The sequence below is a fragment of the Lentzea sp. NPDC006480 genome, from assembly GCF_040611995.1.
Lineage (GTDB): Bacteria > Actinomycetota > Actinomycetes > Mycobacteriales > Pseudonocardiaceae > Lentzea.
Window position 1 is genome coordinate 84,309 of the sequence record NZ_JBEXPJ010000004.1, and the last position, 13,155, is coordinate 97,463.

At 68.7% G+C, this 13,155-nt stretch carries 9 protein-coding genes; 7 read left to right on the forward strand and 2 right to left on the reverse strand.

The genetic code is table 11. The features are described from left to right. Positions 1-9 precede the first annotated feature (9 nt). The 3 genes from ABZX92_RS03185 to ABZX92_RS03195 all read left to right on the forward strand — a co-directional run bounded on the left by ABZX92_RS03185 (position 10) and on the right by ABZX92_RS03195 (position 2,857). Positions 10-777, forward strand: a complete 768-nt coding sequence (locus ABZX92_RS03185) for a glucose 1-dehydrogenase (RefSeq protein ID WP_355553219.1) — start codon at positions 10-12, stop codon at positions 775-777. After that, positions 777-1,190 (forward strand): DUF3237 domain-containing protein, encoded by a 414-nt coding sequence (locus ABZX92_RS03190; RefSeq protein WP_355553222.1) that lies wholly within the window; start codon positions 777-779, stop codon positions 1,188-1,190. Before ABZX92_RS03185 ends, ABZX92_RS03190 begins: the two co-directional genes overlap by 1 nt. A 95-nt stretch (positions 1,191-1,285) precedes the next feature. After that, positions 1,286-2,857: an alpha/beta fold hydrolase gene (locus tag ABZX92_RS03195; protein WP_355553225.1), complete on the forward strand. Its 1,572-nt coding sequence runs from the start codon at positions 1,286-1,288 to the stop codon at positions 2,855-2,857. 83 nt (positions 2,858-2,940) lie between these two features. Here the strand turns inward: ABZX92_RS03195 and ABZX92_RS03200 are convergent, their stop codons facing one another. Continuing rightward, the gene (locus ABZX92_RS03200; protein ID WP_355553228.1) at positions 2,941-4,161 is read right to left on the reverse strand and encodes a serine hydrolase domain-containing protein; all 1,221 of its coding nucleotides are present in this window, start codon (positions 4,159-4,161) and stop codon (positions 2,941-2,943) included. Between the two features lie 246 nt (positions 4,162-4,407). On the opposite strand from ABZX92_RS03200, the gene ABZX92_RS03205 reads away from it, so the two are divergent. Next, entirely contained in the window at positions 4,408-7,152 is a 2,745-nt protein-coding gene (locus tag ABZX92_RS03205) for an AAA family ATPase (RefSeq protein ID WP_355553231.1), read from the forward strand. On the opposite strand, the gene ABZX92_RS03210 is transcribed toward ABZX92_RS03205, so the two are convergent. Then, the gene (locus ABZX92_RS03210) at positions 7,149-8,108 is read right to left on the reverse strand and encodes an MASE1 domain-containing protein (RefSeq protein ID WP_355553234.1); all 960 of its coding nucleotides are present in this window, start codon (positions 8,106-8,108) and stop codon (positions 7,149-7,151) included. The genes ABZX92_RS03205 and ABZX92_RS03210 overlap by 4 nt on opposite strands. A 324-nt stretch (positions 8,109-8,432) precedes the next feature. Between ABZX92_RS03210 and ABZX92_RS03215 the strand changes: the two genes are divergently transcribed. From ABZX92_RS03215 to ABZX92_RS03225, 3 genes are read left to right on the forward strand one after another with little or no spacing between them, the layout of a single operon-like run. Further along, on the forward strand, positions 8,433-9,080 hold the full coding sequence (locus tag ABZX92_RS03215) for a zinc-binding dehydrogenase (protein WP_355553237.1): 648 nt from the start codon (positions 8,433-8,435) through the stop codon (positions 9,078-9,080). A gap of 33 nt (positions 9,081-9,113) precedes the next feature. Next, positions 9,114-11,252, forward strand: a complete 2,139-nt coding sequence (locus tag ABZX92_RS03220; RefSeq protein WP_355553240.1) for a molybdopterin oxidoreductase family protein — start codon at positions 9,114-9,116, stop codon at positions 11,250-11,252. A gap of 29 nt (positions 11,253-11,281) precedes the next feature. Continuing rightward, positions 11,282-13,063 carry a long-chain fatty acid--CoA ligase gene (locus tag ABZX92_RS03225; protein WP_355553242.1) on the forward strand — a complete coding sequence of 594 codons (1,782 nt, stop codon included), beginning with the start codon at positions 11,282-11,284 and terminating at the stop codon, positions 13,061-13,063. Positions 13,064-13,155 lie beyond the last annotated feature (92 nt).

A 13,155-nucleotide genomic window follows, 5' to 3' on the forward strand; every position in this document is an offset into this window, starting at 1 on the left:
TTCGCCACCATGTCGAGCAACCCGTTTTCGCTGATCGGACACGTCGCGCTGGTCACCGGCGGCACCCGCGGCATCGGCCTGGAGTCGGTGCGCGCGCTGGCCCGTGCGGGGGCGAGCGTTGCCGTCGTCGCGCGCACCGCCGAGACCACCAAGGAGGTGGCGTCGGCGCTGGAACGCGAGTTCGAGGTCGAGGCGCTGCCCGTCGTCGCCGACATCGGCCACGACGACGAGATCCCCGGCATCGTGCAGTCCGTCGTCGACCGGTTCGGCCGCATCGACGTGCTGGTCAACAACGCCGGCGCCGCGCCGCCGTTCGGTCCGCTGATCGACGTCTCGGCCCGGGCCTTCGACAAGATCATGGCCGTGAACGTGCGCGCACCGCTTTCGCTGACGCGCGCCGCTGTCGCCGCCGGGCTTGGTTCGGGCGGTGGTTCTGTGATCAACATCGTGTCCGCCGCCGGGTTGAAGGCCGAGCCGTACATGGGGCTCTACTCGGCGGCCAAGGCGGCGATGATCAGTGCGACCCGCACGCTGGCCCGCGAGCTCGGTCCTGCCGGGATCAGGGTGAACGCCGTGGCGCCAGGGGTGATCCGCACCGATTTTTCGGCGGCGATCGTGGCGAACGAGGACCTGCACGCCTCTGTGATCGCGAAGACCGCGCTGGGACGGGTGGGCGAGGCCTCCGAAGTGGCCGGTGCCGTGGCGTACCTGGCCTCGTCGGCCGCCGCCTACACGACCGGTTCGATCGTCGTGGTCGACGGCGGGACGGTGGCGTGATGGAGCTCGTGCCGCTGGGAACGATGACCGCCGCGTTGCGAAAGCCTTACTTGCTCCCGAAAACGCCCGTCGGCGACCGGTTGATCTACGAGGTCGAGTCCGGCACGTTCGAGGGCGAGCGGTTGCGCGGTGTCATGCACGGCACGTCCACCGCCGACTGGCTGACCATCGGCCCGGACGGCACCGCGACCCTCGACGTGCGGTCCGTGCTGCGGACTCACGACGACGCTTACGTGTTCCTGCACTACTCAGGACGGGTTGACGTCTCGAATGGTTCCGGTGCGCCTTTGTACGCGGCCCCGCTGTTCGAGACCGGCGACGACCGCTACCGCTGGTTGAACCGCGTCCAGGCCGTCGCGAAGGGCGTGCTCGACGGCCTGGTCCTCACCTACGAGGTGTGTTACGTGAGGTGAAATTCACCCGACTTCCGGGGGTTCCGGGCGGGTCGGCGACTGCGGAAGCGTCGGCGTCGATCTTTCACGGGACCATCGACCCGAGGGGTGTTGTGGTGAGGAAGCGTTGGGGCGCGGCGGCTTTGGTCGCTCCGTTGTTGATGTCCCTGGTGGGAACGGCCTACGCGGAACCGGGCCCGCTGGACGAGTACTACACCCAGCCCGTCGCGTGGGCCGAGTGCCCGGCGGGCTGGGTGAGCCCGTCGACGGGTGTCGAGTGCGCCACGGTGATCGTGCCGATGGACTACAAGAACCCGGGCAACGGCAACCTGGAAATCGCCATCTCGCGCAAGAAGGCCACTGATCCGGCGCGTCGCAGAGGCGTCCTGCTGACGAACCCCGGTGGCCCGGGCGGTTCCGGACTCGGTGCGGTGCACTGGTTCAACGCGCAGACCGACGTCCTGAAGATGTACGACATCATCGGCATGGACCCGCGCGGTGTCGGCCGATCGACCCAGCTGCGGTGCATCTCCACGCCGTCCGACGACGAGTTCCCTTCGCGCCCAACGGATGCGCAGCTCTCCAACTGGTCCGAGTACGCGCGGTCGGTCGAGGCGAACTGCGAGCGCGGCGGCGGTGAGATGCGCCGGTTCGTCTCCACGATGAACACCGCGCGCGACATGGACGTCATCCGCGGGGCGTTGGGGGAGAAGAAGGTCTCGTACGTCGGCTACTCGTACGGCACGCAGCTCGGCGCCGTCTTCGGCTCGATGTTCCCGAAGTCGCTGGACCGCAGCGTGCTCGACTCGGCTCTTGACCCGCTGAAGACGTGGCACGAGCAGGACGTCGACGTGGTGGACGCCATCACGGACAACCTGAAGAAGTGGACCGAATGGACGGCCGCGCGCAACGGCACCTACGGTCTCGGTTCCACGCCTGAGGCTGTGCGCACGGTGTTGGACGGTATCGCAGAGAAGCTGAAAGCCGGTCCGTACGGCGGTTACTCGGACGTTTCCTCGTTCGACTACGCGGTCGGTGCCACCCGCTATCGTCGTTCGTGGGCGGCGTTCTCGCGCCACATCGCCTCGATCAAGGCAGGTGCCGGTGATCCGGCCGAGGCCTCCGCGATCGTCGCGGCGCTGAAGAAGGGCGACATCGAGCCGACTTCCGCGGGCACGTACCAGGCCGTGACTTGTGAGTGGGACTGGTTCACCGACGTGAACACCTACTACAACGACATGAAGCGCTGGCGGGACACCAACCCGTACGGCGGCACCGTGGACTACATGGCGCCGACCAACTGCACGTTCCGCGCGTTCAAGCGCCCGGAGAAGATCCCGGCCATCACGCGCAAGTACCCGGCCGGCCTGGTCGTGAACGCGGACGGCGACACGCAGACGCCGCTGGCGAACGGCCGGGTCATGGCCGAGCACCTGAACGAGCCGCTGATCAACGTGTCGAACGACGGCCAGCACGGCCACTACGCGCTGCGCCGCAACGCTTGTGTCGACGCGCTGGTGAACAAGTACCTGGTGTCGGGGATTCTGCCGGCCTCGCGGGTGACCTGCGCTGGTACGGACATCGCGGAGAACGTGCCTCCGGGCGCCGCTACCACGATGTCGCTGCAGTCGGCTCGGCCGTTGAGCGACATCCTGGGCGAGATCGCCGCGGAGACCAAGCCGTTCTGATCGTCTGAACGATCTTGTCGGACCTGCTGAGTACGTTATGACGCAGGGGTTCCCAGCTCAAGGGGACCCCTGCGTCAGCGTGCTCAGGCGAACCAGGTGCCGCCACCGGTCTGCCGGTACCCGAGCGCGCGATACGTGGCGTCCACAAGCGACTGCCCGCGTTCGTTGACTCCGAGCCCAGCACCCTGCTTGTTCATCGCGTAGCCGAACGAGAGCCGCGCCTTCGGGTCCGCGAACCCGAGCGAGCCACCCATCCCGTTGTGCCCGAACGCCTCCTCCGACACCAGCAGCCCCTCGGCGTCGTTCGGGGCGAGGTGGGCGTTGTCGCAGGCCTTCTGGAACCCCAGCCCGAACCGCGACGGCACCATCACCACGGCGTCCGCTCCGGCCACCGCGACGTTCGACATCAGCGGGATCTGCGACGGCTCCACCAGTGAGACGCCGTTGTAGGAGCCGCCCAAGGCGAGCGGCCGGTACATGCCGGCGAGGCCGCGGGCGTTCGAGATGCCGCCGATCGCGCCCATCTCGGCGGTGTGCGCGGCGCGGGAGTCCGACTCGCCGGGCGCCATGTAGCCGCCGTTGTTCAGCAGCATCAGGCCCGGCACCGACTCGGGCTGCGTCATCGCGGTGATGAACAGCGACGGCAACAGCACGCCGGGCTGCGTCGGGTCCACCGGGATCGTGGGCGCGACGTGGGGTTCGAGGTCCTCCGGCAGGCCCATCCAGAAGTCGAGGCCCAACGGCCCGGAGACCTCCTTCTCGAAGAACTGGCCCAGCGACAACCCGGTGACGCGGCGGACGATCTCACCGACCAGGAAGCCGAACGTCAGCCCGTGGTAGCCGTGCCGCGTGCCGGGTTCCCACAACGGCTTCTGCGCGGCCAGGGAAGAAGTGACCAGCTCCCAGTCGTAGAAGGCGCCGGCGGGCAGCCAGGAGGTCAGCGCGGGCAGACCGGCCTGGTGCGACAACACGTGCCGGACCAGAGTCGAGTCCTTGCCCTCGGCGCCGTACTCCGGCCAGTAGCGAACCACCGGCGCGTTCAAGTCCAGAGCACCGCGCGAGGCGAGGATGTGGGCGCACAACGCGGTCGCGGCCTTGGTGCACGACCACACGTGCACGATGGTCTCCTCGGACCACGGCTGGCCGGAGACGGGGTCGGCCAGGCCGCCCCAGAGGTCGACGACGGGCTCGCCGTCGAGGGTCACGTGCACGGAGGCGCCCACCTCGCCGCGCGCAGCGAAGTTGCGTTCGAACTCGGCGCGGACCTCTGCGAACTGCGGGGCGCAAGTTCCCTGGATCGACATTGACCCTCCTCAAGGGCGGGAGCGGCGGTAGGGGCTCAAGGCCATCACTCAGAGGAACCACGGATTAGTAGGGAACACTTAGCGGCTAACGTGCCGAGCCTCACACGGAGCAATCGAACAACCGAGAGTGACTGATCGCGCACGGAAAGCCGCCCTTGCCGAGTCGAGACACCCACATGGAAGACTCAGCGCTGCTCCGCCGAAGCTCGCCGGGAGGCCGTCATCGTCGACACTCGCAGCGTTCTCGTGGGACGGGAACCGGAACTGCGCGCCGTGCTCGACTGCGTGGACAGCGCGCCCGCGACCGGCCTCGTCGTCGTGCAGGTGAGCGGGGAGCCGGGCATCGGCAAGACCAGCCTTCTCGCGGAACTCGCCCGCCGCCTCGAAGAACGCCACTGCGCAGTGCTGACGAGTGCCTCGGACGTGCTCGGCAAGCGCATCCCGTACGGCGCGGTGGTCGCCTTGATCAGATCGCTGGCGGCGCACGACAAGATCCGCGCGGATGCCCTGCAAGCACTGGAGGTGTCCGGCAACGAGGACTCCGGCGCGTGGTTCGGCCGAGCGTGCGACCGAGTGGTGCGGCTGCTGACCGAGCTCACCGCGACGCGTCCCGCGGCGTTGCTGATCGACGACCTCGACCACGTCGACGACGACTCCCTGGCCCTGCTCACGTTGGTGCTGCGCCGGGTCTCGGCGGCCCCGCTGGTCCTGGTCACCGCGAGCCGCCCGCACCTGGGCGAGGCCGGCGACAACCTGCTGGACCGCGTGGAACAGCACGCAGAGGTTATGCGCCTGCAACTCGCCCCGCTGTCCGGCGCGGACGTGGCGCGCATCGTCGAGGCGGTGCTGCAGACCTCGGTCGACGACGCCCTCGCCCGCGAAGTCCAGCAACGATCCGACGGCAACCCCTTCTTCGTCACCGAGATCGCGCGGTCGCTGAGAGAACTCGATCTGGTGACGGTCGACAACAACCGGGCCCGGCTCGCGGTGTCGCCGAACGCCATCCGCCTCACCCGCCGCGAGGCTGTACTCCGCCGCGTCGCCCCTCTTGAGAACGACACACGGCTCGTAGCGCGCGCTGTCTCCGTGTTCCGCCGAGTCCGCCTCGACCAGATCTCGCTCCTCGCGCGCGTAGCGAGCCTTCCGGAAGAAACGGTCGTCGGAGCGTTCGACGAACTCCTGCGCGCGCACATCGTGGTCCACGACGACGAACGCGGTTACAGGTTCTCGCACGCGCTGGTAGGCGAAGCGCTCTACCACGAGGTGGGTCCGGCCCAACGCCGTCACCTGCACTCGTTGATCTCCGCACGCCTGCTCGAAGACCGCGCCCAGGGTCTCGCGGTGGACCTGCTCCAACTCGCCTGGCACCTCGCCGAGTCCGCCGCCCCGGGCGACCGCATGGCCGTGGCGGTCCTGGCCGAGGCGGCTTCGGTGGCCCGTGCGACGGCCCCGGAAACCGCTGCCGCCCTGTGCGCCAAAGCCCTGCAACTGTTGCCGCGCAACGCTCCTGAACGCTCCGAGCTGCTCGCGCTGCAGTGCCGGGTGCTCGCGCGGGCATCCCGCCCGGCGCTGGCCATCGCCCCTGGCCTCGCCGCGCTCGAATTCTTGGAGCCAGGCCAAGAACGCACGCGCGTCGCCACGGCCGTCATCTCCTCCCTCTTCTCAGTCGGACGCACAGCCGAAGCGATGGAACTGGCAGACGAGGAGGTCGCCAGAGGTCCGGTCCCCGCGTCGTTGGAAGCCCAACGCGCCGTGCTCCTCGTCTACAACGACCGCCACGACGACGCCGTCACGGAAGCAGCGCGCATCGAGGCCCTCCCGATCAGCTCACCGGCCGAGGGCGTGATCGTCTTCGAGCACCTGGCGATGCTGTCCTCGTTGCTCTTCCAGCACGACCGCACGGTCGAGCACGCCAACAGAGCCCTGTCCTACAGCGACGGCCAGCCGATGCTCGAACTCCAAGCCCTCTCGGTGTGCGCCTCGATCACCTCGCTCGCCGGCCTCGTCCACGACGCCGAGTGGCGGGTCCGCCGGGCCGAGGAACTCGTCGACCAGGTCGGCTCGCACGGCTTCCGCGCCGAACGGGCGGCGTCCCGCGTGGCGCTGGACTGGCTCGGCGGCCGCTGGGACGCCGCGCTCGACGGCATCGGCCGCTGGCTCCCGGACGTGGAAGCCGCCCAAGCCGACCAGGCTCTCGGTGTCCTGCACGCGATCGAGCTCTCCATCCGCACCTGGCGCGGCGAGCTCGACGTCGCCGCCCGCCTCGCGTCGCTGCCGGCCCCGCAGTCGGTGAACATCTCCAAGCTGCACGCCGCCGCCCTCGCCGAGTACCTGATCGCCCGCGGTGACACCGACGCCGCGTACCAGCTGCTGGGCGACGCGATCGGCTCACGGCTGGAAGCCGCCTACTCCTGCGTGCTGGTCGCGCGGATGATCGAACTGGACCTGGAGCGAGGACACGAGGACAAGGCCCTGGAAGCGCTCAAGAAGCTGGCGGAGGTGTCGCCGACGCGGGTGTCGCCGTGGTCCCGCACCACGATCCGGCGCGTGACCGGCGTGCTGCAGCAGGACGCGGACCTGTTGCGGGAAGCCGTGTCCGAGGCCGCGCTGGGCGGCCTGGAGTTCGAGAAAGCCCGCGCCCAGCTGGCTCTGGGCGAGGTCACCGACGAAGAGGTGCCCACGCTCGTCGAGGCCTACACGACGTTCCAGCGGCTCGGCGCGCACGGGCTGCGCAGACAAGCGGGCAACCGCCTCAGAACGTTGGGCGCCAAGGTTCCGCGAGCACGGTCGAAGGCACCGGGCCTGCTGACCGAGGCCGAGGAGAACGTCGCTCGCCTTGTGCAGCAAGGAATGCGCAACCGCGACATCGCCGCCGCGTTGCACTACAGCCCGCGGACGATCGAGGTCTACCTGTCGCGGATCTACGCCAAGCTGCACGTGTCGTCACGGCTGGAGCTGGCCCGAGTGCTCGACGCGATGCAGCAACGCTAAGCAGGCGGCACCACGCGGCCGAGCCGTTTGCGCACACCCTCTTCCTGGTACCGCGACACGGTTTCGGCCAGCTGCGCGCACGCCCGCTCGATCGCCTGCTTGGCCTCGTTGCGCTCGCTCGTGATCGCGCTCAGGATCAGCCCGGTCAGCGCCACCGATCCGTTGAACGCCTGCAGCACGATCATCGTGGTCAGCAGGTCGGTCTGCGCGAAGTGGCCGCCGGCCGCCGACATCACGGCCGCCACGGAGATGATCAAGGCGCACGGGGCGGCGATCGCGTGCTGGAACCGCAGCGCCGCCCAGATCAGCATCGGGAACACGAGGAACAGCAGCCGCAACTCCGACGTGGTCACGAACGACGCGAGGGCCGCAGTGGCGATCAACAGGCCCGCGGCCTCCGCGAGCCGGCTCGGCGAGACGTTCCAGGTCCGGGGGAGCGTCAGGAGCAACGGCGTGAACACCAGGACGCCCATCGCGTCGCCCGTCCACCACACCGACACCACGGCCGGGACGTCGTGCCACGGGATCTCGCCGGTGATCTTCAACGCCGCCGCGCCGACCACCGCGCTGATCAGCATCGCGCCCAGCGCGCCCGCGAAGACGAGCAGCAGCGCGTCCTTCAACCGGTCGAGCTGCTGCCGGAAGCCGAACCGGTTCAGCAGGTACCAGGCGGCCAGCGGCGCGAGCGTGTTGCCGATGGTGATCATCAGGATCCCGGCGGGTCCCGCGCCGAGTGCGATGTTGGCCGTCAACGCGCCGAGAGCGATGCCCGGCCAGATCTTGCGGCCCGACATCAGCAGTGCCGCCACCGAGATCCCCGTCGGCAGCCACAGTGGAGTGACCTGGCCCTTGACCAGAGCCAGGACCAGCCCCACCTTCGCCGTCGCGTAGTAGGCGACCGCGACCGCGAGGATCGTGATGGTGGTGCGCGGAATGGGGCGCAGTGCGGCGTTCACCGGCACACTCTCCCCCCCGCGCACACCCGTTCGCCATACCTCGCCACGCGGCGTACCCGCTCGGACTCATTCCGCAGGCCGGGTGTGCTCTGACCGCGCGACCGCGTTGGTCGAACGGACCGGCGCCCGGCAGTGGGCCGAAGCCGCGATACACCCCGCCGCGTTGATCTTGCCTGGTCCTGCGTCGCTACGACCGGATCGCTCGAAATGACCTCGCTCGCTCAGCTCGCATTCGTGTACTACAAGTCTCTGAGCAGCGCCGATCCTTAGTTGTCGTGGAAGCCGCACTACAGCCCGTGCGCGTGAGAACGTGAGATGAGCTACATGCGCACAGCCGAGGCGGTCGACGAGGTCCTGGTCGAGGACGGCGGACGTCGCGTGGTGGTGGTCGCCGGACGCCTGCACCTCCCGATCTCGGCGGGCGTCACCGACGACCAGGCGCTGACGCTCGCGAGAGCGGGCACCACGGCGTGGCACCTCCTCCGCACGTGCGCGCACCTCAGGCCGGACGAGTCGATCGTCGTGCACGACGCCGCGAGCGAAGTCGGCGCGATCGCGGTCCAGCTCGCGCGCAGCTTCGCGGCCGGGCGCGTGATCGCCACGGACTCCAGCCAGTCGCGGCGGCGCAAGGCCCTCAAGCTCGGCGCGGACGTCGCGGTCGAGTCCGATCAAGACGGGCTCGCCCAGCGTTTGGTACAGGCGAACGAGGGCAAACAGGTCGATGTGGTGCTCGATCCCGGCGGTGCGCTGAAAGCCTCGCTGGAGGCCCTCGCGCCGTTCGGCCGGATCGTCTGCTACGGCGCTGACCAGGACGAATCCATCAAGCTGACCGGTCTGCTCGGCGGCTCACGGGCGGTCATCGGGTTCCGCTTCGAGCACACGCTGGAACGACCGGACATGATCGCCAGGGCTGTCAGTGAGCTGTTCGGGTTGACCTCGGCTGGGCGATTGCGTCCGATGGCAGCTGACTAGTACTCGTTGGTAACAAGCCGTTTAAGGGGACGCATGAGGACCGTGTTCACGACCTGCCCGCTCTGTGAGGCGACGTGCGGGCTGGAGCTGACGGTCGAGGGCGACCGCATCACGAAGGTGCGCGGCGACCGCGAGGACGACTTCAGCAAGGGGTTCATCTGCCCCAAGGGCGCGTCGCTCGGCACGCTCGACGCCGATCCGGACCGGCTGAGCACTCCGCTGATCAAGCGCGACGGCGAGTTCCAGGAGGCGACCTGGGACGAGGCCTTCGCCCACATCGACGAGCGGCTCAAGGACTTCCCGGACCGCAACTCGATCGCGATGTACCTGGGCAACCCGGTCGTGCACTCGCTCGCGGGCGGCCTCTACGCCGGGCCGCTGCGCAAGGCGCTGGGCAGCCGCAACGTCTTCACCGCCAGCACGGTCGACCAGATGCCGAAGCACGTCCAGGTCGGGCACATGTACGGCAGCATCTTCTCGATCCCGGTGCCGGACATCGACCGCACCGACTTCATGCTGGTGCTGGGCGCGGACCCGTTCTCGTCCAACGGCAGCCTGTGGACGGTTCCGGACGTGCCCGGCCGGTTCAAGGAGCTGCAGAAGCGCGGCGGGTCGTTCGTCGTCGTCGACCCGCGCCGCAGCCGCACGGCCGCAGCCGCCGACCAGCACATCGTGATCCGGCCTGGCACCGACGTGTTCCTGTTGCTGGCGTTGATCCACGAGCTGTTCCGGCAGGATCTGGTCGATCTTCGCGAACTGGCCGGGCACGTCACCGACCACACGGTGATCCGCGAGCGCGTCATGCCGTTCAGCCCCGAGGCCGTCGAGGAACGCACGGGCGTCGAGGCTGCCACGATCAGCGCGCTGGCCCGCCGGTTGGCGAGTGCTGAACGTGCTGCGGTGTACGGACGTATCGGCACGACGACCGTGGAGTTCGGCACGGTGGCGTCGTGGGCGGTCGACACGCTCAACATCCTCACCGGCAACCTCGACCGGCCCGGCGGCGTGATGTGGCCGCTGCCCGCGCACAGCAAGCGCGGACCGGGCAAGGGCAAGGGTTTCGGCATCGGCCGCTGGCACAGCCGGGTCAAGGGACACCCCGAGGTGATGGGGGAGTACCCGGCCGTCACGATGGTCGACGAGATCGAGACGCCCGGCGAGGGGCAGGTCCGGGCGCTGTTCACGATCGGCGGCAACCCCGCGCTGTCGTTGCCGAACTCGGCCCGCGTGAACGAGGCGCTGTCCTCTCTGGACTTCATGGTCAGCGTCGATCCTTATTTGAACGAGACCACCAGGCATGCGGACGTCATCCTGCCGACGCCGCCGCCGTCCCGTCGTGATCACTACGACATCGCGTTCCTCAACAACTCGGTGCGCAACGTCGTGAAGTACTCGCGCGCGGCGATTCCGCTGGAGGAGGGCAGGGTCGACGAGACCGACATCTTCTTCCGGCTCGCCACGATCTTCAGCGGCCTCGGTCCGTCCGCCGATCTCGACGCCATCGCCGCGATGCAGCTGGCAGGGCTGAAGCAGCAGCTCGGAGTCGACTTCGAACCCGAGGGCGAGACGCGCGAGGAACGCTTGCTGGACCTGAAACTCCGCACCGGCCCGTACGGGGTGTCGCTCAAGCAGTTGCTCGACCACCCGCACGGCATCGACCTCGGCCCGCTCACGCCGCGCCTGCCGGAGATCCTGCGGACTGTTTCCGGCAAGATCGAACTCACGCCGGAGCCGATCATGGCCGACCTGCCGCGCGTGCTGGCCGCGTTGGAGACACCCGAGACCGACCTCGTGCTGGTCGGCCGCAGGCACCTGCGCACCAACAACTCCTGGATGCACAACGTTCCCGCGCTGGTGAAGGGCAAGCCGTTGTGCACGCTGCTCGTCAACACCGGTGACGCCCAGCGGATCGGCCTGACCGACGGCAAGACCGCTCAGGTCACCTCGCGCGTGGGCAAGATCGAGGTGCTCGTCGAGGTCACCGACGACATCGCGCCCGGCGTCGTCTCGATGCCGCACGGCTGGGGCCACGACCTGCCCGGCACGCAGCTCTCCGTCGCCCGTGAGCACGCCGGCGTGAACGTCAACCTCCTCACCGACGACCTCCGCATCGACCCGCTCTCGGGCACCGCCGTTCTCAACGGCACCCGCGTGCAGGTCGTGCCCGCCTAGAAGATCCCCCCGAACGTCCAGGAGCCGCCATGACCGCCGGAGTCACCAGCCCCAACGCCGTGCGATCCGTCCGCCGGATAGCCGACCTGCCGTTCCTCGCGGAGCAGGCGTACGGGGACGCGGTGGCGTGGCGGTTCAAGCAGCACGGCGAGTGGCGCGAGCAGACCTACGCCGAGGTCTCCGAGCAGGTGCTGGACCTCGCGTCCGGGTTCGTCCACGCCGGACTGAAGGCCGGTGACCGGGTCTGCGTGCTCGCCAACACCCGTCCTGAGTGGACGGCGGTCGAGCTCGCGGTGCTGGCGGCGGGCGGCATCGTCGTGCCGATCTACCCGTCGAGCACGTCGGAGGAGATCGCCTGGGTGGTGGGCAACTCCGGCGCGTCGATCGTGGTGGCCGAGAACGAGGCGCAGTGCGTCAAGGTCGAGGTCGTCCAGGGTGAACTTCCTGAACTGCGAACAGTTTTCACGATCGACCCGGCCGGTGATCGGCCGAGCGTGGCCGAGCTGCAGGACACGGGCCGCACCTCGCCGCTGGCGGACGAGCTGGACTCCCGGCGGGCCGCGATCAAGCCCGAGGACCCCAGCCTGATCATCTACACCTCGGGAACGACCGGGCCGCCCAAGGGTTGCATCCTCACCAACGCGAACTGGGTCGCGCTGTGCCGCGTCGCCGAGGAAGCCCGCATCGACGCGATGACCGGCACGGTGTACCTGTTCCTGCCGCTGGCGCACGTCTTCGCGCAGATCGTGATGTTCGGGACGATGTACCGCGGCGGTGCGCTCGCCTACTTCGGCGGCGACATGACGGCGATCGTGCCGGAGCTGGCGGAGGTTCGGCCGACCTTCCTGCCTTCGGTGCCACGCATTTTCGAAAAGATCTACACGTTCGTCACGGCTGCCGTGCCTGCCGAACAGCTGGGCCAGGCGGTGACGCTCGGGCTTGAGGTGCGCAGGAGGCGTGCTCTCGGCGAGCCCGTGCCCGCCGAGATGGCCGCCGCGTTCGAACAGGTCGACGCACTGTTCGCCAAGGTGCGCGCGGTGTTCGGCGGTCGGCTCGTGCAGGCGCTGTCCGGTGCCGCGCCGATCTCACGTGAGGTGCTGCAGTTCTTCCACGCGGCCGGGGTGCCGGTGCTGGAGGGCTACGGCATGACCGAATCGACCGCGGTGGGCACGATCAACACGTTGGATCGTTTCAAACTCGGCTCGGTCGGTGCGTCCGGAGTGGCCGGTCTGGAGATGTCGCTGGGGGAGGACGGTGAGCTGCTGATGCGCGGCCCGCACGTCTTCGCCGGCTACTGGCGCAACGACGAGGCCACCGCCGCCACGATCCAGGACGGCTGGCTGCACACCGGCGACCTGGGCGAGATCGACGCGGACGGTTTCGTGACGATCACGGGGCGCAAGAAGGACATCATCATCACCGCGGGCGGCAAGAACATCGCGCCGGCCAACGTGGAGAACGTCCTGCGCCAGTCGCGCTGGATCTCGCACGCGGTCCTGTTCGGGGACCGCAAGCCCTACTGTGTGGCGCTGCTCACGCTCGACGCGGACGAGATCGTGCCGTGGGCGACCGCGCGCGGCTTGCCGTCCGACCTCGAATCTTTGGTGGGTCACCCGGACGTGCGAACGCTCGTGCGGGAAGTTGTCGACGAGGCGAACTCGCACTTCGCCAGTGTTTCCCAGGTGAAGAAGTTCGTGCTGCTCAGCCGTGATCTGTCCCAGGAGGAGGGTGAGCTCACCCCCACCCTGAAGGTCAAGCGGAACGTCGTACACCGTCTTCACTCTGGGTTGTACGAAGGGCTCTACGAGTAACCCGTACGTACGAGAAATCCAAAAACAGGTACATCCACCCTGGCGCATTCGGCCCGCTCAGGGCAGAGTGGGACACCAAGCGGCGCTAGGCC